The 20997-nt window shown below is 43.6% G+C and carries 8 protein-coding genes; 4 read left to right on the top strand and 4 right to left on the bottom strand.

What is annotated here, in order from left to right:
• Positions 1-460: 460 nt before the first annotated feature.
• Genes ACE38W_RS04650 through ACE38W_RS04665 form a run of 4 tightly spaced genes read left to right on the top strand, consistent with a single transcriptional unit; the run spans position 461 to position 16500 of the window.
• On the top strand, positions 461-10855 hold the full coding sequence (locus ACE38W_RS04650; RefSeq protein ID WP_375829088.1) for a Calx-beta domain-containing protein: 10395 nt from the start codon (positions 461-463) through the stop codon (positions 10853-10855).
• An 18-nt stretch (positions 10856-10873) separates the two neighbouring features.
• Positions 10874-11788, top strand: a complete 915-nt coding sequence (locus ACE38W_RS04655) for a type IX secretion system membrane protein PorP/SprF (RefSeq protein WP_375829089.1) — start codon at positions 10874-10876, stop codon at positions 11786-11788.
• Positions 11789-11804: 16 nt separating this feature from the next.
• Entirely contained in the window at positions 11805-13982 is a 2178-nt protein-coding gene (locus ACE38W_RS04660; protein ID WP_375829090.1) for an OmpA family protein, read from the top strand.
• A 34-nt stretch (positions 13983-14016) separates the two neighbouring features.
• Entirely contained in the window at positions 14017-16500 is a 2484-nt protein-coding gene (locus tag ACE38W_RS04665) for a Calx-beta domain-containing protein (RefSeq protein WP_375829091.1), read from the top strand.
• An 819-nt stretch (positions 16501-17319) separates the two neighbouring features.
• Here the strand turns inward: ACE38W_RS04665 and ACE38W_RS04670 are convergent.
• The 4 genes from ACE38W_RS04670 to ACE38W_RS04685 form a co-directional block, all read right to left on the bottom strand.
• The gene (locus ACE38W_RS04670; protein WP_375829092.1) at positions 17320-17814 is read right to left on the bottom strand and encodes a GNAT family N-acetyltransferase; all 495 of its coding nucleotides are present in this window, start codon (positions 17812-17814) and stop codon (positions 17320-17322) included.
• Positions 17815-17817: 3 nt separating this feature from the next.
• The gene (locus ACE38W_RS04675; RefSeq protein ID WP_375829093.1) at positions 17818-18459 is read right to left on the bottom strand and encodes a DsbA family protein; all 642 of its coding nucleotides are present in this window, start codon (positions 18457-18459) and stop codon (positions 17818-17820) included.
• 61 nt (positions 18460-18520) lie between these two features.
• Entirely contained in the window at positions 18521-19240 is a 720-nt protein-coding gene (locus ACE38W_RS04680; protein ID WP_375829094.1) for a PrsW family intramembrane metalloprotease, read from the bottom strand.
• Entirely contained in the window at positions 19237-20925 is a 1689-nt protein-coding gene (locus ACE38W_RS04685; protein ID WP_375829095.1) for a helix-hairpin-helix domain-containing protein, read from the bottom strand. Before ACE38W_RS04685 ends, ACE38W_RS04680 begins: the two co-directional genes overlap by 4 nt.
• Positions 20926-20997 lie beyond the last annotated feature (72 nt).

A 20997-nucleotide genomic window follows, 5' to 3' on the forward strand; every position in this document is an offset into this window, starting at 1 on the left:
AATGGATGCGTTTGCTTAACTTAAGGATCTCCACAAGATAAATTCATGCCATAATTAAAAAGTTAAACCGGCCTAAACCTAGTATCAATAACCTTTTACTGACTTATAAGTCTTTCTAATGAATATTTAATTTGAATAAATATAAATTATCTTATAAATTTGTAAATTAAAATATATGATTTTATAATTAGTTGTTTAGTTATAGTAGACAGATAGATTCAGATGTGATTAATTATATAAATCTCTCCCAATGCTGCAAAATGCGCGGAGCACGTTATCTCCACGTTGAGATTTTAGATTATTAGATGATACAATTAAGTGGTTGGTTTTTCAGCATTTGATGAGCAAATGTTTACCACTTGGAGCCATTACCGGAATACGCATATAGGGTTTTACAAAGGACTGTTTTATCATTTTTGACTAAAAATCTATATGTATAAATAGAAATTTACACACTTATATGTTAGTCCTGTCCTATCCTACGAAAGATATCAAGACTGCTATGCCTCAATCATTCCTTAGGGTATTTAGGGGGCTATTGATGTTGACTGTTTTATTATTAGCAGTGTTCAATGCATCTGCACAGCAGGTAGTGATTAATCCTACTGGCGGCGGCGCCGATGGAAACCTCAAAATTGTCCTCACCCCAAATGGGACTAATTACGATTTTCAGGTTTATAGAAATAATAAAGTTGAAACGGCAAGGGATTTAAATTCTCCTTTCACATTGGGTATCCAGCAATATCTGCGCTTTTATACTAAAACCAGCAATTACTCTGATACTTTACCTTTTAAACTGGATAAAATATTGCCGGTGATAGGTGATGGCTCTGCGGCCAAACCTTTCCAGGTATATGTTTACAGTCATGTTGACTATTTACGTGCTGGCGTTACCTATAAAGTGGTAATACGTCAGGTATTCTCATATGTATTAGGTAAGAAATATTTTGATGTAAGGTATACTACCTATGCTAAAGGCAATAACGGAGCAAGCACTTATCTTTTCCTATCTGAGTACACCACCTTACAGGACGATCCTGTTACATCGAATGTATATAATAACATGAATGAAACCGGTTATGCTGATAAGACAACCGGTGCAACGATGGTGGGGATGGCCAGGAATGCGGCTGATGGTGCTACATGGCCATTATCAAATTCAGGCAACTTCTGTAAACTGATTAGGATTGCAGATACTACATTTGGTTCCTATACTGCTTCTTATTCTTACAACAGAATGAGTTTCAAACTAGGGTCTTCCACAAACCTTGATGGTATTATCGCTTACAATCCTGATGGACAATACAAAGGTATGGGAGTAAGTGTGGCGTTGCCAGCCACAGGAGCCACTCCTGGATATTCTGTAGGAACTGTGCTGCGTTTTGGTTATGATAATGTAAATGATCCTAGTTTATCAACAACTGCAACTGACCCTATGCCGGTAGATACATCGGCTACTAATAATTATAATGGTAATACAGAGGTAACTGTAAACTTTGCAGCCGCCGCACAATCCGGACTAGAAGGAAATACTACCGCACCTGTACAGGGACTTAAACTTACCATCTCTGGTGGTAACTTAAAACAACCTGTTTACCTGCCATTCCGTGTGAACCCGGCTGCGGGTGGCGAAGCGCATCCTGCTGTGGAAGGAACAGATTATGATTATGATCATTTTGGTATCTGGATTCCTGCCAATGATTATTCTAAAACTGCTCGTACGATTGATTTCCCAGGTCTGACTATCAAAGGAAATACTAAACTGGAATACGACAGAACCATTAACCTGGAACTGCTTCCTTCTCCGGATAACCTGGTGGCGTTGGGAACCCAGACAACGACCCAGTATACTATCGTTGACGACGAGCCTAGTGACATCTCCGTAGATGCTGCCACAGCAACGGTAGACGAACAAACCACACATATAATTCACGTTAAGCTGCCTGATGGCGTATTACCTTCAGAGCCTATCACTGTTTCCGCAGCTGTATTGCCAGACCCTGGAAACAAAGCGATACAGGGACTCGATTTTGATCCTATCCAGAGTGCTATTATTCCTATAACTGCCAATGGTACAGATCTCTCTATGGTTATCAGCAAGGACCTGGTCCTGGAAAATGATGAACCAGTAACGATTCAGTTTACTGCTGTAGTAATGGGCAAAACCAAAACGGTTAACCAGGTAGTAACAATCAAGGATAAAACAAGAGACGATCCTAATAACCTGAAGATTTCCGTAACACCAGATCCGGCGGCAGTCCTCAATGAAGGTTATGAAGGCGACCTAACGGTGTCGCTGCCTCCAGGCGTTACCACCGATAATAATATTACCGTAACGCTTACAACCACTGGTACTGCTACTAACCCTGACGACTATACGTTGGCTACTCCTGTAACCATTGGCAGCAACGGCACAGGTACTGCACATCTGCATCTGCTGCCCGACAACCTGATTGAAGGTGATGAAACCATCATCCTGGGCGGTTCAGCAACAGATGGTATTACCAATACCTTTACAATTACACCGAATACACTTACTATAAAAGATGCCAGCTATCCGCTGACAACAGATGTAATCCTGCATTGCGATTCTACTGCTATCACCGAAGGTGGAACAGTGGGCGCCGCTTTCTGGATTGAATTACCAGGTAGTCTGGTGGCAGGTAAGAGTTTTACTTTCAACCTGAATGGTACCGTAGGTACGCCAAATGATGCAACGAGATACACTTTGCCTGCACAGGTAACAATTCCCGCAGGTGCTACAAAGTCCGATCCAGTATACATCCTGGCGCCAGCAAACACTGTACTGAATGATAATGCGACGCTAACGGTAACGGCTAGTTGTACAGATAATAATATACCATCATCTACCAATGTAAAAATTAATATACTGGATAATACCAGGGGGACATCTCCCAACAGTAATACTATAACAGTTACTCCTGGCCAATCTATATTAACGGAAGGTGATAAAACAAGTTTCACTATTTCTCTGCCGCAAAACATCACCTCAGCAACGGATATTACGGTACGACTGAAGAAAAATGATGCGGCATGTACGGTTGGTACGCTTGACTATACTTTAACGGATTCTGTATTCGTCATTCCTGCCCATACTAACGGTACTATTACGCCAGTGATATTTACTGCTGAAACAGATCAGATCCTGGAGGGGACAGAAGTGATGGCGATGAGCGTAGATGCCGGGACTGGATTCACCGCAAGTAACATTGCCTTGAATATTCTGGATGCAACCCGTAACAATACAAACAACCTTAAATTACATTTTGTAACACCTGATCCTACCTTGCTGGTGGAAGGTTATAATACCACCATTGCACTGGCATTACCTGATGGTATCACTACGGAAATACCTTTGAATGTTACGGTATCAACAGGTGGTACTGCCACTATCAGTGACGACTATACGTTAACGCCGACTACCGTATCATTTACAGGTCATTCAACAGACCTGACACTTAAAACTATTATTGATGGTCTGATTGAAGGTGATGAAACCATCATCCTCAATGCTGCCGTTCACGATACTACTTCTTCTGCATTCAGCGTTGCCACTGCTACTATGGTATTGAAAGATGGAGATTATCCACCATCCGGCGATCTGATTCTGCATTTGGACAAGACTAGTGTTAAAGAAGGAGATGCTACTGGTGCTGGCTTCTGGGTAGAATTACCTAACGGCCTGGCTACAGGAAAAGCATTGGACTTCTCTTTGACTGGCTCCGTGGGAACACCTGATGATCCTACAAGATATGTATTACCTACTACCATTACTATTCCGGCAAATGCCAAGCAGTCTGGTATCATATATATATCAGCAAACAGCAACCTGATGCTGAATGATGATGTAACGCTGACGATTAAGGCTACCTGCACTACAGATGCTAACATCAAAGCAGGTAACTCTGCGCAGTTACTGATTCAGGATGATACCCGCACTACTGCTCCGGGGAGTGATAAGATTACTGTAACCCCAGGTAGTAGTACTTTGGCCGAAAACCAAAGCACTTACTTCACTATCAGTCTGCCTGCAAATGTGAAATCTGCTACTCCAATCACTATCAATCTGCATAGAGATGATCAGAATTCCACCGTTGCTCACAGTGATGATTATGTACTGACGGATTCTACTTTCGTATTACCTGCGCAAACAAGCAGTATGACTACTGGTAATATTTTTACTGCCAGTCAGGATATGATACTTGAAAATACAGAGGTCCTTCAGACCAATGTTACAGGTACAGGCGTTACTGCTGATCCATTTACGATTAGCATTACAGATGAAACGCGTAAGAATACGAATTATACCAAATTAGATTTTACTACTGATCCAGCGGACCAATTAATAGAAGGCTATAGTGGAAAAGTAACGGTATCACTGCCAGCGGGAGTGACCACACAGGTGCCGATTACGGTTACATTGAAACCAAATACAGGTACGGCTACGGTAACCAGCGACTATACACTGACGCCTGCTACTGTGACCATCACCGATCATGCAGCTACTGTTGATATGTATTTAGTACCGGACGGACTGATGGAAGGGCCGGAAACTATTGTGCTAGATGCTACGGCGGTTGATGGCCTGGCGCAATCTTTCACCGTTGATCCGAAAACAATTACTATTATAGATGCAGATTATCCGCCAGCACATGACCTGGTGCTGCACCTCGACAATACCAGTGTTAAAGAAGGCGATGCTACAGGCGTTGGTTTCTGGGTAGAATTACCTGATAATATTGTTACTCAGAATGAACTTGTTTTTGCACTGAGTGGATCTGTTGGTACACCAGATGATGCAACCAGATATGTACTGCCGGCTAGTATTTCTATCCCGGCTATGGGTAAACAATCAGCTAAGGTATTTATCAAAGCGCCAGCCAACCTCATACTGAATGATGATGTAACGCTCACCATTAAAGCGGTTTGCACTTCCGATGCTAATATTAAATCTGGAACTACCGCGGCGCTACAAATCCTGGATGATACCAGAACGACTACTCCAGGAAGTAATAAAGTAACTGTTACGCCAGTGAGCAGCACGGTTGCGGAAGCAAGCCAAACTGCGTTTACTATCAGTTTGCCAGCAAACGTAAAATCTGCTACACCAATTACGGTGAAATTGAGCAGAGATGATGTGAACTCCACATTGGCACATGAAAATGATTATGTGTTGAATGACTCCGTTTTTGTGATACCGGCTATGTCTCAGGAAATCACTACTGCGGCTAATACTTTTGTAGCTTCTACTGATATGATCCTGGAGGCTACTGAGAAATTGGTTTCTAACGTAGATGCAGGTACGAATATGACTGCTGACGCGGTAACTATTAATGTTACAGATGTTACCCGCTTGAACAGCAATTATACTAAACTGACATTTACAACAGATGCTGCTGATAAACTGGTAGAGAATTATACAGGATTGGTGACGGTTAGCCTGCCTGCTGGTGTGACTACAGAAGTACCTATCACGGTTACTTTAAAAGCTAATACTGGTACTGCCTCTGCAATAGATTATACTTTGTTGCCTGCATCTTTGCAGTTTACCGGTAACTCAGGGACATTCAACCTGTCGCTGATAAAAGATGGTATTATCGAAGGGCCGGAAACAGTGGTATTAGATGCTACTGCCATAGATGCACTGTCGCAGGTGTTTACCGTAACGTCTAATACCTTCACTATTATCGACGGTGATTATCCTCCTGCTAACAAAATAATCCTGCATCTCGATAAAAACTCGATCACAGAAGGAGAAACACCTGGTGCGGCATTCTATGCGGAGCTTCCTGATGGACTCATCACAGCAGCTGCGATGACCTTCAATGTGAACATTGCTACTACAGATCCTGCTCAGTCAGGAAGAGCAACTACCGCTGCCACTGTTACTATTCCTGCTAATGGAAAAGTATCTAACACAGTCTATATTACTGCAGGTACAAACCTGGTATTAAATGACGACATCAGTGCTACGGTTGGCATCAGCAGCAGTGATCCTAATATCACGGTTGGAAGTCCGCTACCATTCACTATTACAGACAATACCCGCGTAACAAGTCCGGGTAGTAATGTAATCACAATTGCGCCAGCTTCGGCTACTATCGATGAAGGTGCAGCAACTAAATTTACTATCTCACTGCCAGCAGGTGTAACATCTGCAACAGCTATTGATATCGCTCTTGCTGCTAAACCTTCCGCGGCGGCGACAACTGATTATAGTCTCCTTAAAACGACTATTTCACTTCCAGCAAAATCTAACACCTATACTACACTGGAAGATATTGTAAGCGCTGGCGCAGATGACATCATCGAAAACGACGAAGCGCTGACCATTGCCGGAGACGCTGGCACTGCCTACAGTATTGCAGATGCAACCCTGACGATTAATGATCTTACCAGAAGAAAATCAACAAACAGAGAACTGACGGTTACGCCGGCTGCTAAACAGCAATTGAATGAGGGCGCTACACAAGATTACGTGTATGCGTTACCGGCAGGAGTTACCACAGAAATTCCAATTACATTAAATATTACTACCTCCGGAACTGCGACTAACAGTGCTACCGGCGATTATACCGTTCCTGTAACTGTTTCCTTCTCTTCCGGAAATAGTGTAACCTTGACCGTTACTACCTTAACAGATAACCTGGTTGAAGGAACTGAAACTATCAAACTGACAGGCGCTACTACGGATGCTACTGGACTTACTTACACCACCCCTGTAGTAGATGCGGACATCATAGACCAGCAATATCCTGTAACGCTAGAAATTACGGCGTATCCGGATAATATCCTGGAAGGCTTCTCTTCTGCTTTGTCTGTGAAGCTGCCAAATAACTGGATAGCAGGCAATGATATTCCGGTGAATATTATTAAGGCCGGTACTTCCACATTGGATGACACTTGCCATACTACCTTGCCAGCACAGTTAATTATTAAGAAAGATGCAAATGCTGCTGTACCATTTACCGTACAGGCATTCAGGAATGATATGCTGGGAGATGGCGGTACTATCGTGGTGCAGGGAACGCCAATAGATGCGGCGCTCACTGCCACTGCTGCAACCATCACTGTTCAGGATAGTACTATTAAACGCCCAGGTTCCAATATCATCAAGATTACCAGCAATGTCAGCACCTTGACAGAAGGCCAGTCAGGTGATATTACTGTAACGCTTGAAGGTAACATGCAGTCAAGGTCACCGATTGTAATCACGCTGGGAAGAGGCGCTGCGTCTACCGCCAGCATAGGAGATCTTTCTTTTGCCACGCCTACGGTTACACTGCCTGCTGGCGTAAATACCAAAACATTTACCAACCAGATCAAAGCAGAAACGGATAATATCCTGGAAGCGGATGAAACATACGTGCTTACTGGTACCTCCGGAGAATATAGTATTAATGAAGTGCCGCTGACGATTAAGGACGCTACTCGCAATATTAGTGCTAACCTGACCCTGACCGTAGCGCCAGATAAAACTTCTCCTGTAAAAGAAGGTGATGCGATGGCCCTGAAAGTTACACTCCCGGCAGGTATTACCACCGAAGTGCCAATCCAGGTGAATTTAACAACTACAGGTACGGCTACTAACGTAGACGACTATACTTTGCCTACTTCTTTCGTCTACAACAAGGATACTACAATAGCCTTGTCTATAGTTGCAGATGATCTGGTGGAAGGCACCGAAACGTTGAATATTGGCTACACCGCAACAGATGGTATTTCCAGCTTTGCGATGGCAGCCACTCATTTCGATATCACCGACTTGCAATATCCTGCGCGTATCATACTGGAGTCTACTCCTGATATAATAAATGAGGGTAATCCTATCGGCGCATTGTTATCTGCTAAGTTTGAAAACAACTGGAAAGCCGGTAAGGATTATACCGTGACTTTAAGCAGAGATATCACCAGCACTGCCGATACCAATGATTACGACGCATTACCTGCCAAGATTACGATCCCGGCATTGTCTAACAAAGGTACTGCCAGCGCAGAGGTGAAAGCGCTGTCAGACTTTATCCTGGAAGATGATGAATTGTTGATCGTGAATGGAACTACAGGAGATGTGAACTTACCGGTAGATGCTACCAAAGTAACCATCCTCGATAGAACCCATGATGATCCTAACAACGGTAAGATTAAGCTGACACCTGTGACGCCAGGAAACCTGGTGCCAGAAGGTGGTAGCTATACCGTAACAGTTTCGCTTGCACCGAATGTAACATCCAGCAAGGACATCGTGGTATACCTGGCATCTTCTTCCAATTCAACAGCCGATAGCACAGACGTAAATGGTTTACCAACAACTATAACCATTCCTGCAGGATCAACGGACTTCTCCTTTGCATTCTCTGCACTGAAAGATAATATTATTGAGAAGCCAGAGCTATACAGGATCGTAGCGACACCAGTAGGCTGGCCTGGAATGAGCAGCGACTCTCTGGATGTGACCATTGTGGATTATACCAGCACAGTGCCTGCCAACCTGAAGATGAGAGTGACGATAGACAGTACTTCCCTACAGAAAGGTAACAACTCAAAAATGACGATCGGCTTCGTAACCGATAGTATCGTTGCCGGTGAAGATGTGGTGATCAATCTGGCGCCAGCGGCCAACTCAGAAGCTGGTGCAGCCGATTATAGTATATCACCATCAACCTTTAAATTACCAGCAGGGGAACATACGGCAACGTATACACTGAATGCTACCGCTAATAACATCATTACCGGTGATCTCAACCTGGTACTGGCCGGCACCTATGCAGATCATTACTTCGCATATGACCTGCAGCCTATACCTACCGTGGTGATCAAGGATGTAGCAGCACCTGCGGTGCAGCTCCTGAAAAATAAAGATGCAGGAGAACCAGCTACCGTTGGCGCCTATACGGTGAAGCTACCTCAGAACTACACCGCAATGGCTCCTGTGAATGTTACCTTATATGTAGGCTCCGTTCCTGGTGCCACTAACATTGGCAGTGTAGCCACTACCGTTACCATCCCTGTGGGTAGTAACAGTGCTGATGTGCAGGTACCGGTTATAGATAATCACGTGATAGAAGGAGATGAGTTCCTGCCTGCTGCCTTGAAATCCGCTACCATGAACCGCGGCGCAACAGTAATCAACTTTAAAGTAGATACTAAAGATACCGTGAACCTGACCATCCATGATGATGAAAGTGATGCCACTGGCGCTAAAGCTACTGCGAGGGAAATGATGGTAGAGAAAATCAAAGATGCCGGCGAGCCGGATATCCAGGGTCAGTTCAAAATAAGGTTTACTGATAATCTCTTGTCAGCCGTACAGCCAGTACAGGTAAATTACACAGTGGGTGGTAATGCTACGCCTGATGTACGTTACAAAAAACTGAGCGGAACTACTACTATCCCGGCAGGACAAAATGAGGTGATCATTAATGTAGATCCTATAGATAATAATATAATTGAGGGAGATGGTACGATCTCGCTTCAATTGAAAAATATTACCAGCAACCTCGTAAACGTTACCTGGCCTATTTCGGCACAAACGCCGCCGGATATGATCATCAAGGATAACGATACCATGAAGATCAACCTGGTTACCACGGCTACTAAGGTGCCGGAAGGAAGTCCGGTTACCTATACCCTGCATTCTGTAAACATGGCTTCTATTGATGTGCCTGTGAGAATACAGGTAGATCAGGATGCGGTGCGTACCTTCAAAGCCAGCACAGGTACTGTTGTTCCGGGTACGGTGAGCGGTAATATCCTGACGGTAATGATGCCGGCTATGCAAACCGATTATAACTTCACCATTACCGCTTCTGATGATGCGATCAATGATGAAGACGGATTCCTGACCACCACCTTGCTGCCATACGCAGGTACCAGCAGTACGCCTTTATATGTGGAAGGTTCTCAAACCAAGGCTACGGTGGTAATTGAAGATAATGACCCGCTGGTACTGACTTTCTCCAAGGATAAGTACAGTGTGAAAGAGGGCAACCTGGGAGATACCACTCCGCTGAAGTTTATCGTGAACCTGAGTAATAAGAGCTCTCGTGCGGTAACGATCAACTTCGATTATGAAGAAGCTACAGAGGGTGTTTCTTATCCATTCTTCGATTTCAAAGCCACTCCTGGCGAAGACTTCGTGATGAAGAACAAACAGATCGTTATTCCTCCGTTTGAGGGTAGTGGTGAGTTTACCGTATCCATTATTGGTGATACTACCTTCGAACAAAATGAGTCTTTCGTTGTGAAGATGACCAGCGCTTCTGTACCTACTAACACTCACGTACCTACGCTGGGAGAACCATCCAAAGCATTGGGTATTATCCTGAACGATGATCCTATGTGTGGCGAATGTGATACCGACGGCGATGGCCTCACCAACGCAGAGGAAGATATCAATAAGAATGGGGATCCATTTGACGATGATACGGATGGCGATGGTATTCCAAACTTCCTCGACCTGGATTCTGATGGTGACGGTGTACCTGATTCCGTTGAAAGATGGACAACAGATGGTCGCTATACAAACAACAATGGCGGCTGGGTACGCGTACATCCTGCTATCTCTCCAAATAATGACGGTAAAGGAAACGATCGTATGTACATCGAAAACATCGAGAAATATCCTAAGAATGAAGTCGTGATCTTCAACCGTTGGGGTGGCGTTGTTTACAGAACTAATAATTACGATAACAAGTCCAACAACTTTGACGGAAAATCCAATACTGGTGGTGCATCAGGTAGTGATGTTCCGGATGGTTCTTACTTCTACAATATCAGAATTTGGGTAGATAGTAAAGAGCAGCATGTTACTGGCTTCATTGTTATTAAACGATAATCTGAAAAGTTGAACCCTATGCGCAACTTTATAATTAAAACAGGAAGTATACTTGTGCTTTGCTGCTGCTGCATAACAAAAGTATTTGCACAGCAGGAGCCCATCTACTCTCAGTATATGTTTAACGGGATGATGATCAACCCGGCTTATCCAAGTATGGACGAATCTTCCAGTCTTACCGCAGTTGGTCGTAACCAATGGGTAGGAGTGGAAGGTGCTCCTAAAACATTGACAGCATCTTTTTATACACCTATTAAAGCCACCAATACGAGTTTTGGGGTATCACTGGTGAATGAAAAGATCACTGTCAATTCTCAGACACAGGTAAACTTCAACGTTTCTCAACGTGTAAAACTCAACGAAAAGACGTATATAGCGCTGGGTTTGAAAGGGGGGATGGCACAGTTCAGAGAAGATAACAGTCAGTTATCCACTACTGATCCTGTGTTTGCGCAGAACCAGAGTTATTGGAAAACCGACGTTGGATTTGGTTTGATGTTGTTTACTGATCACTTTTTCATTGGCATTTCTTCGCCTACTTTCCAGAGTTTTGACCTGGGAGGCAAAGTGAATAAGGTAGAAGCCAAAGCGCATTACTATCTGCAAACAGGCTATCTATGGACTATCAATGACAACGTGAAAGTGAAGCCTAACATCTTGTTACGTCAGGTAACAGGCAATGGTTTTGCTTATGATATTAATACGAATGTACTGTTGAAAAACCTTATCTGGCTGGGTGCTTCCTGGCGTTCTGAAAAAACGCTGACGGGGATTGTCCAGGTCCAGGCAACTAAAAATTTACAGATAGGCTACTCCTATGATACTCCTATGCAATCCAATCTTAAAGGCGCACAGTCTGTATCACATGAGTTAATGGTGAACTACCGCTTTGCATGGTCTAAATGGAAAGTCGTAGCTCCCCGCTATTTCTAATTATAAACATGATTGTATGCCAACGAAGCCAATTACGTCCTATATACTATTCCAGGGTGCCGTTATTCTCTTTGCATCATGTTCTTTTGTGAAAGACTCCGGCAGCAGTGCTTTCGGCGATATGTCGAAGGTTAACCGCGCAGAACGTCTTTACAAACGTCAGGATTACGAGCATGCCATTTCCCTCTGCAATGCTGTACTGAATAATGGCGGTAATGAAAATGTAACCCGTAAGGCAAAACTCCAGCTGGCAAGAATTTACTATGAAACCCGCCAGTTCGAAAAAACCATCAGTCTCTACGATGAGGTGCTCTACAAACCCGGCCCCGACATCGCAGCCAGCGACGTTACTAACTATTTGGACCTGCTCAAACGTACCGGTAGAGTAAACAAGGCCAAAGAAATTACAGACCAGTACCAGAAAGATTATAAGGAAGATACCCGCTTCAAGAATATCTCCCAGTCACTGGATAACTACTACGGTTTCTTTAACCGTACCGTAGAAGAAGGTACCCATGTAGATAGCCTGCGCTTAAATCTGCCGGGTTATCAGTATGGACTGGCTTTATATAAAGAGAATATCGTTTTTCTTTCCAATGATGTGAAGAAAAAAGATGCACAATCACTATATACGAACTCAAAACTCTATATCCTTTCAGAAGAAGGGGTAACACCGTTTAACAACAGCCTCAGAGGAGTTTTACAGATAGGGCCGGCATCTTTCTATGACAATGGACAAAAGGTAATTTATACCTCTAACAAGTTTTCTGATGTCAGGAACGAAAAAAATGGGTTTATCAATAACAGCAACGGAACACAGCTGCTATTCGCTACATTCCAGGCGGAGCACAATTCCTGGAGCAAACCATTCCCGGTTTTAATCGGAAAAAATAATATTTCGGCATCCATATTACATCCTTCAGTTGCTCCTGACGGTAAACGTTTGTACTTTGCATCCGATATGCCAGGAGGTTTTGGTGGAACTGATATCTACTATACCGACTGGGATGCAACAGAAAAACGGTGGAAAGCACCGGTAAATATGGGTCCTAACGTAAATACCAACGGAAACGAGTTGTATCCTTTTATATCCGCAAACAAATTATTCTTCTCTTCTAACGGATTGGAAGGATTCGGCGGACTGGATATATTTGTTATCGATATAAATAATCAGGCTAAGGGAGCCGAACATTTGCCTTTCCCGGTAAATACACAGTTCGATGACCTGAACCCTGTACTGGATGATACTAAGAGGTTGCTCTATTTTACATCTGACAGATCAGGTGTGCACGATAATGATCATATCTATGTATTGAGCCTGGCCAACGATCCTTTGAAACAAGTAGGCATATCCTATCCCGATACCGCCAACCATAGCGATAAATCCCTTGCCGTGATACAGACGGATTCCCGCCGTCAGGAAACGATTACTGGAGACACCCGCTACGATAACGCTATTTCAAATGAACCATTTCAGCCTGCGCCATCAGCTAAAGCAGTCGCTAATACTCCCTCAGTAGTGGATAGCCGTACTACTATTGACTATGGCAACAGCGCCGCCAACAGCTCTCCGGAAATGATTTCATGGCAGTACCAGGCAGGTACACCGCAAGCCGCTGCTGCCGCCGCAATCACCAAAACCAATGCCGCCGCGGCTCCCGACAGACCAGTAAACAGTAATCCTGAACAGCTGGACTGGCAAAACGGAGCTTACGCTAACGCAGATACGAAAAAAATCGTGGCCACCAATCCCGATGTGATCGCATGGCAGAAAGCTAACCATATCGCAGATACGAAAATGGATAGCATTATTCGCGCAGCCAATATGCTGCTGCGTATGCCAGGTATCATCTATTTCGACCTGAACTCCTATGTACCCATGGACCAGGAATGGAAAAAACTGGATTCTATCTTCCACCTGTGGAAAATTCATCCGGAAAGACTGATCCTGATCAGCGGGCATACAGACATCATTGGTACCGAAAAGTATAATCTCTCCCTATCTAAAAACAGGGCCGTTTATATCCAGGAATGTCTGAAAAGCAGGGGCGTAGATCCTGAAAAAATCAGGATCAGCTACTTCGGCTCTACAAAACCAGTATGGGTAGCAGGAGGTTTTTCGCTCGACCACGATAGGGAAATGTTTATCCAGTTGCAGGGGGTGAACCGGAGATGTGAAGTGAAAATATTGTAAGTAATAATTTTTAGCGTATATCAAAATTACAGAAATGAACAAGATTGCTTCATTAGTGCTTTTCCTGGCCGTCGGCTCACAGGCTATTGCCCAGGAAATGCCAGTAGTGTTCAACAAGAGTTTCAGTGGTCCCAAGAACCAGTACAAGAAGCTGGCTATTGGAGATAATAACTCTATTGTTGCTATCGGTGGTGGATCAGATAATGGTTGTATCACAAAATTGTCCGCTACCGGAAACCTTATTTATAATGCCAAACTGAATAAAGGCGGACTGGTTGCTTACCAGGACATGCTGCTGCTGCCAAAAAATGAATTGATTGCAGTAGGTGGTGGTACAATCGCATATGGTAATGCACGCATAACCAAACTGTCGGCCACAGGTGAGGTTATCTTTGATAAATCTATTGGAAATGGCCAGGGTGGCTACTTTACAAAAGTAATTACCGATCGTCATGGTAACTATATTACCGTGGGGGTGGATGGTAGCAAGCCTGCACAGGCACGTATCACCAAAATGGCTCCTGATGGTAAAATTGAATTTGATAAAGCATTTGGTTCGCACAACGTATTCAATAATGTGCTGATCGATGAAGATGAAAACATTATCGCTATTGGTGGTGATGTAGGAGATGGCCAGGGTAAAGCCTTTATGGTGAAAGTAGATGGCAAAGGAGAAAAACAATATGAGCTGAGTTTTGGTAAACCAGGCGCTGTATTTGAAAAAATGCTGTTGCTGGAAGATGGCGCCGTACTCGCAATGGGTGGTGGTGCTTATGGTACTGGTAATGCCAGCCGTATTGCTAAAGTAAATACAGAAGGCCAGGTAGTATTCGATAAAGAATACAGTATTGTAGATGGTAAATTCAACGAGATACGTGTGAATGACCTCGGACAAATCTTCGCCTGCGCTGAAGAAAAAGATAAAGGTCGTATCGTAAAATTACGTCCCGATGGAACAGAGCTGTTCAACAAAGAAGTAGATGCAGCCCTGTATTCCCTGGAAGTAGGTAAAAACGGTAAAGTAGTAGCAGCAGGTGGTAACCCTTCTGCCAGCACTGGTAAAATCGTGAAACTCCAGCCAGATGGAGCAGAAGTGATCAATAAAACTGTTGGCGGCGTATTCAGCCACCTGTTACTCACCGAAGATGATGAAATCTGCGTGGTAGCAAAAGACGGTTATCGCCTGGAGAAATTCTCTCCAGATGGTGAACTGATGTTCGATAAACAACTGGGTAAATATGATGCCAAAACTTCCCTCGCTACGCTGCTGATGAGTCCTTCCGGCGAAATCATTGCTGCTGGCGGTGGCGACGAAGATGGTAACCGTATCATTAAAGTTAGCCATGGTGTATCAATCAATGATATCGCAGTTTCTGAGCCTTTAAACGGTTTGTCAAACGCATCGTTGACTATCACCCTCTCCGGATTCCTTCGCAACAACGGTGTTCGTACACCCGTTAACGTTCACTACAAAACAGTAGGCCACAAAGGTGGAGCAACTGTTGGTGATTTCGATCAGACAGAAGGTACCATTTCCTTTGTGCCTAGCGAGTTTGCAGCTGGAGCCATCATCTCTAAAACTATTCAGATCCCTGTAAAAAGTGATAACCTGCTGGAAGGAAAAGAAACTTTCCACGTAGAAATCATGGATGCATCAGATCTCTATCTTACTAAATCAAAAGGTGAAGTAACTATCCTCGATCAACCTGCAATGGTGAAATTTACCGGCGGTAGCAATGGTGCAGAACCTGCAACTGACGTCGTTTTCTCCGTTGGCCTGTTTAAGAGAGATGGAACACCGTTGATCAACGCTACTTCTAAACCAGTGCGTTTAACTTACAAGTTTGGTAACGGTACCGCTTTACCTGGCTCCGATTTCGTGAACAGTATCAAAGCACCATTTGCCATCGACAGCGGCGCTTCTACTGCTAACCTGAACGTAAAAGTTAAAGATGATAACCGTTATGAACTGGCAGAAACAGTAGTCCTGGTATTGAGCGAAATCAAAGCTGAAAACGAAGCTATCGTTGGTTATAACGGCGATGTTACTTCTATCTCTGCTTCTCAGTACATCCAGGATCAGCCAGCATATATTACCCTCGTAAAACTGACAGATGCTAACGAATCTGCTACTGCACCGGTAAGTATGTTTAAAGCTATCCTCGTAAAAGCAGCAGATCAAACCGTACAAACTAACTGTACTGGTAGCGATATCAATATCTTCTTTGGCGTGGATTCAGCTTCTACAGCAGTTTACGGTAAAGACTACGTGATCATGAACGGCGACATGGTGAAAATCACTGGTGATTGCGCATTCAGCGAAACAGACATCCAGGTGGCATTGGTAAATGACCGTATTAAGGAAGATGATGCACTCGTAATCGTAAAACTCCGTGATGCTAAAGCCGCTGGAAATGCAGGCGTACTGAAGATTGCACCAGATGCTAAACTGAACAAGGCTGTTGCCATCATCCATGATGATGATACAGAAGATGGTACTATGTTGTCAGCAAAATAAATATGGCTTGATTTATTAACCGATATACGCATTCAAGCACCTACGTTCCCGCATAGTTTTTCTATGCGGGAATTTTTTTATATATAAAATTGATATAGATAGATGAAATAAATTATATAATAAAATATATGAAATTTTAGCCAGATAGGAAATCCAGGGAGATATTAATCAGCGTATATGATTATGAAGACAGGCAGACAAGAATGCGTGGCAGCAAGGGGTTGAGAGGAGCTGCAGTTTTCTTCCAATGTTTATTAATCGCTTTTACTATATCCTATCCGAAAAAACAAAAACCATAGTTCTTTCTTTCGTGCTTGTCAAAGCTGTAAAAGATTGTCAAAATTATTGATGAGTGAAGTCCTTAATAGTTGTGCTCATCTCCTTGAGGGGGTGACTGAGTAGACCTCTTGCTACCAGGTCAGCCCCTTTAAATTCTATTAGCATGTAAAGGTCGTATACTTGATTCAGACAAACGATTGCTCCATGTTATAAGATCATTTCCTGATTAAACCTGACAAGCATGGAAGTTCCTTGAAAAGGTTCAATCGCAATTAATGATGATGTTTCTATTGCAAACCCCGGACCATCTCCTTTGCTATGAATCCACCAGCAAAGATTTCCAGGGAAGAATTTTAAAAACAACTGACTGTAGAACGATACTTAAATAACTTAATAAAGAGTTGTGTCTTTTAATGGTTAACTTGGGAATAAGCCTGGTATATCCTTACCGGGCTTTTTTATGGAAATAACTATAAAAGTCCCTATTTCCGAGCATTTGGTTTCATTTTATCTAATGAGGTTACCTCATAACATCTCGCTTTATAATGGTTTCTGCATCACAAAATCTTCCATCAGATAACCATTTCCGATCGCTGTATTTTTTTCTTTAATGACAGCATAGCCTTGTTTTTCATAAAATTGCTTTGCTTTATTAAAGCGATTTACATCCAGTTCCAGGATATCAGCACCTTTTGCTTTAACGGTAGTTTCAACAGTATTCAGCAGAAATTTGCCAGCGCCCAGGCCTTGGCATTCAGGGTCGAGATAGAGCTTATGCAATTTGTATATCGCAGGCAATTCAGTAGTACTGTAAGCAGCATAACCAATGGCCTTGCCATCATTCTCCAAAATGATAAACTCATGGTGACGTCCATGCATCTGGTTTTCCAATGAAGTCTTGCTATACATAAAGTCTAACATGTAAATCATCTGCTCTGGCGATAGTATCGCACCATAAGTAGGCGGCCATATTTTTTCTGCCAACGCCCTGATAGTCTCGCTATCAGCTATAGTTCCTTTTCTTGTTTGAAGCATCGTTTATTGTTGTCTTTTACTTTCTGCGATAATGTTTTCGATGGTTTGTTGTAATCTGTCCAGTGAGGTATAACCTTTTGCACAGAGATACAGCTGGCCACCATTGCCAAGGTCCAGGATAGCCGCCGGAAAGCCGGTAATGCCCCAGTTCTGGATCATCTGGAACTCTTGCTGCGTCTCATACCGGAAACTTTCATCATGCAGCTTTTGCAGAAATTCTTCAGCTGGAATATTATATTTTTCTACCAGCTTGCGGTAAGTTTCATCCTCACTCAGGTTTTCACCATTGTAATTCAACGCTACCTGCATATCATGCGCAAAGTCCAGCGCTTTTTCAGGCTGATATGTTTTAAAAACTGTCAGTGCAATACCTGGTATTTCAGAATCCATTTTTTCGGAAGAAGTCAGCAACCCATTCAGGAAAGCCTCTCCAAACTTAACACCGGTAGTATCCTCCACCGACTTATGTGCCTGCATGATATAGGCATGCATCGCTGACCATGGTCTTTTATTAGCACCAAGGATCATACCGCCGGAGAGTACTTCAAATTCCATTTCAGGTCTGAGCTGTTGTAATTGCTGCACTACTGGTGTAAAGCCATAGCACCAGCCACAGAGAGCGTCGTAAATGTAAATGAGTTTCATTTGAGCATCGTTGAAGGCTCAAATTACGTAATTATGCGCAGACAGCGATGGGAAGGCATTATCAGGGTTGTTCTTCCTGTTGATGATTATCGTTGAAGAAGTCGTTTTCATGGAGCTTTTTAGATAATGCCTGATCTTTTTTAATAGCTCTGACGGCATTTCTTATCGCGAAGAATAACGTAACAATGGCCGCGCCGAGCAATAGTATACTGTTGCCAGTAAATAGAAAGAAATCATAGGTACCATGGAAGAATATAGCAATGCCAAGGCCTTTCTGAAGCAGATGGTTTCGTTTCTGCGGTACAAATTTGGCGAGTCCTACATAATAACCCATCAAAACGGCAAAGGCAGCATGTGCCGGCACAGAGAGGAACATGCGTGCTACGCCTGTTCCATACCCAAATTGCCCTACATATGCGATGTTTTCCAGGGTTGCAAATCCCATCCCAATCATCACTGAGTATACAATTCCATCAAAAGGCTCATTGAAACTTTTTTTGGGATATGCATAAAAGTATAGCACCAGGAATTTCGCTAATTCTTCAGATACACCAACAATGCCATAAGCGAAAAAAGCAGTGCTTAACAGACTTCCGCCGTTTTCGCTGAAGCCTGCCTGCATTGCCAGTGCCTGAAATGTAAGGGGAAGGATTATACATACCATCCCCAGCAAAAAGCATTTTAATAATAGCCCTATCGGTTCACGATCATATTTGTCGAGGGCATAGATAAGCATAGAGATTGCCAATCCTGGTGCCACAGCCAGGGCTAAGAGTATCATGAGATCAGATTTTTGTGTTTTTTCCTGTCATGCAAATATGCATTCAGTTGATCAACAGTAAAACTACTCAGATTGTTTGTCTTGGTAATACCACCTTTTTGCGCGGCCAGCGTACCATAATAAATATCGCTGAATCCTTCTACACTGTGAGCATCCGGATCGATGGAGATGAGTACATTTTTTTCGATGGCATAATGCAGCCAGGTCCAGTCGATATCTAGTCGGCGTGGATGTGCATTGAGTTCGATCACCACCTGGTTGGCGGCGCAGGCATCGATAATTTTTTTGTGATCAACAGGGTAGCCATTACGACTCAGGAGTAGTCGGCCGGTCATATGTCCCAGTATTGTTGTATAAGGATTTTCGATGGCTTTCAGTAATCGTGCCATGGCTTTTTCTTCCGTCATTTTCAGGTTAGAGTGCACCGAAGCGATAACGAGGTCGAATGTCGCCAGGATTTCATCTGGATAGTCGAGGCTACCATCGTTGAGGATATCGGCTTCAATGCTTTTAAAAATGCGGAAAGGCGCCATTTTAGTATTGAGTTCATCTACCTGTGATTGCTGGGCCAGTACGCGATCGGCATCGAGGCCATTGGCATAGAAGGCAGAGCGGGAGTGGTCGCTGATAACGAGGTATTCAAATCCTTGTTTCTGAGCGGCAACGGCCATTTCTTCGAGCGTATAGAGGCCATCGCTCCACTGGCTGTGTGAGTGGATAATGCCTTTGATATCACCTGGCTGGATGAGTGCCGGCAGGTTGCGGCTGCGAGCCTGTTCAATTTCGTTTATGCCTTCCCGTAAGCATGGTGCTATGAAGGCCATGTCTGCACGATCAAAAATTTCTTCTTCGCTTTGAGCGCCCTCAATGCAGGCATTACCGCCTGCTGCCATGAATTTATCTATAAAGGCAGTGGCGCCGGTGGTCAGGAACAGCTGTGCAGGGAAGGTAGCAGGTGTGCAGGCATGGGTAATGATTTTGTATTTCTCTTCATAACTCCATATTGCATTACTATCAGTAACGGAAGTCAGTTTGAATCCAGGCAGCAGGGAAAGCTGTTGCTGAATGTTTTCTGCGGTGGCTGCGATGAGGAATTCAATTTCATCAATGATAACAGCATTGCGTCTGAAAGCGCTGGTAGCGGATACTGGAGCTGGATCAAAGATGCCTTTGAGTTGTTTTTCCAGATCGTTGCCGATTTGTGCTACTTCCGCGTACAGGAACCTGTGTTTATTGGAGAGATAGAATTCTATGTTTTGTTTTACGCTATCCTGTGTTTTCTGGCCGAAGCCTTTCAGGAGTAAAAGTCTGTTTTCATTGCAGGCATATAGCAGTTCACCCATGGATTCTACTTCCAGTTCTTTCCAGATGGTGGCTATTTTTTTGGGTCCCAGGCCTTTGATCTTCATGATTTCGAGGATACCCGGAGGGGTGATCTGGATGTAGTGGTCGAGGAGGCCGAATTGCTGGGTGTCCAGCATTTCTACGATTGCTTTTCCTGTAGAGTCGCCGATGCCTTTGATTTTAAATATCTGGTCACGGGGAGTTTCTTTCAGTTGAGCGGGTAATTTTTCTATAGTGAAAGCCGCGGAGGCGAAAGATTTTGCTTTAAAACTGTTTTCGCCATGGATATCCATCAGTTTGGAGAGCAGGGCGAAATTATCTGCTATTGCATAGTTGTCCATAGGGATAAAGTTATGGTTTTTTTTCTCGTCTCTACACAGTGAAGGCCGTGCGTTGCAAAGTATATGGTGAGT

It is taken from the genome of Chitinophaga sp. Hz27, assembly GCF_042263525.1.
Lineage (GTDB): Bacteria > Bacteroidota > Bacteroidia > Chitinophagales > Chitinophagaceae > Chitinophaga.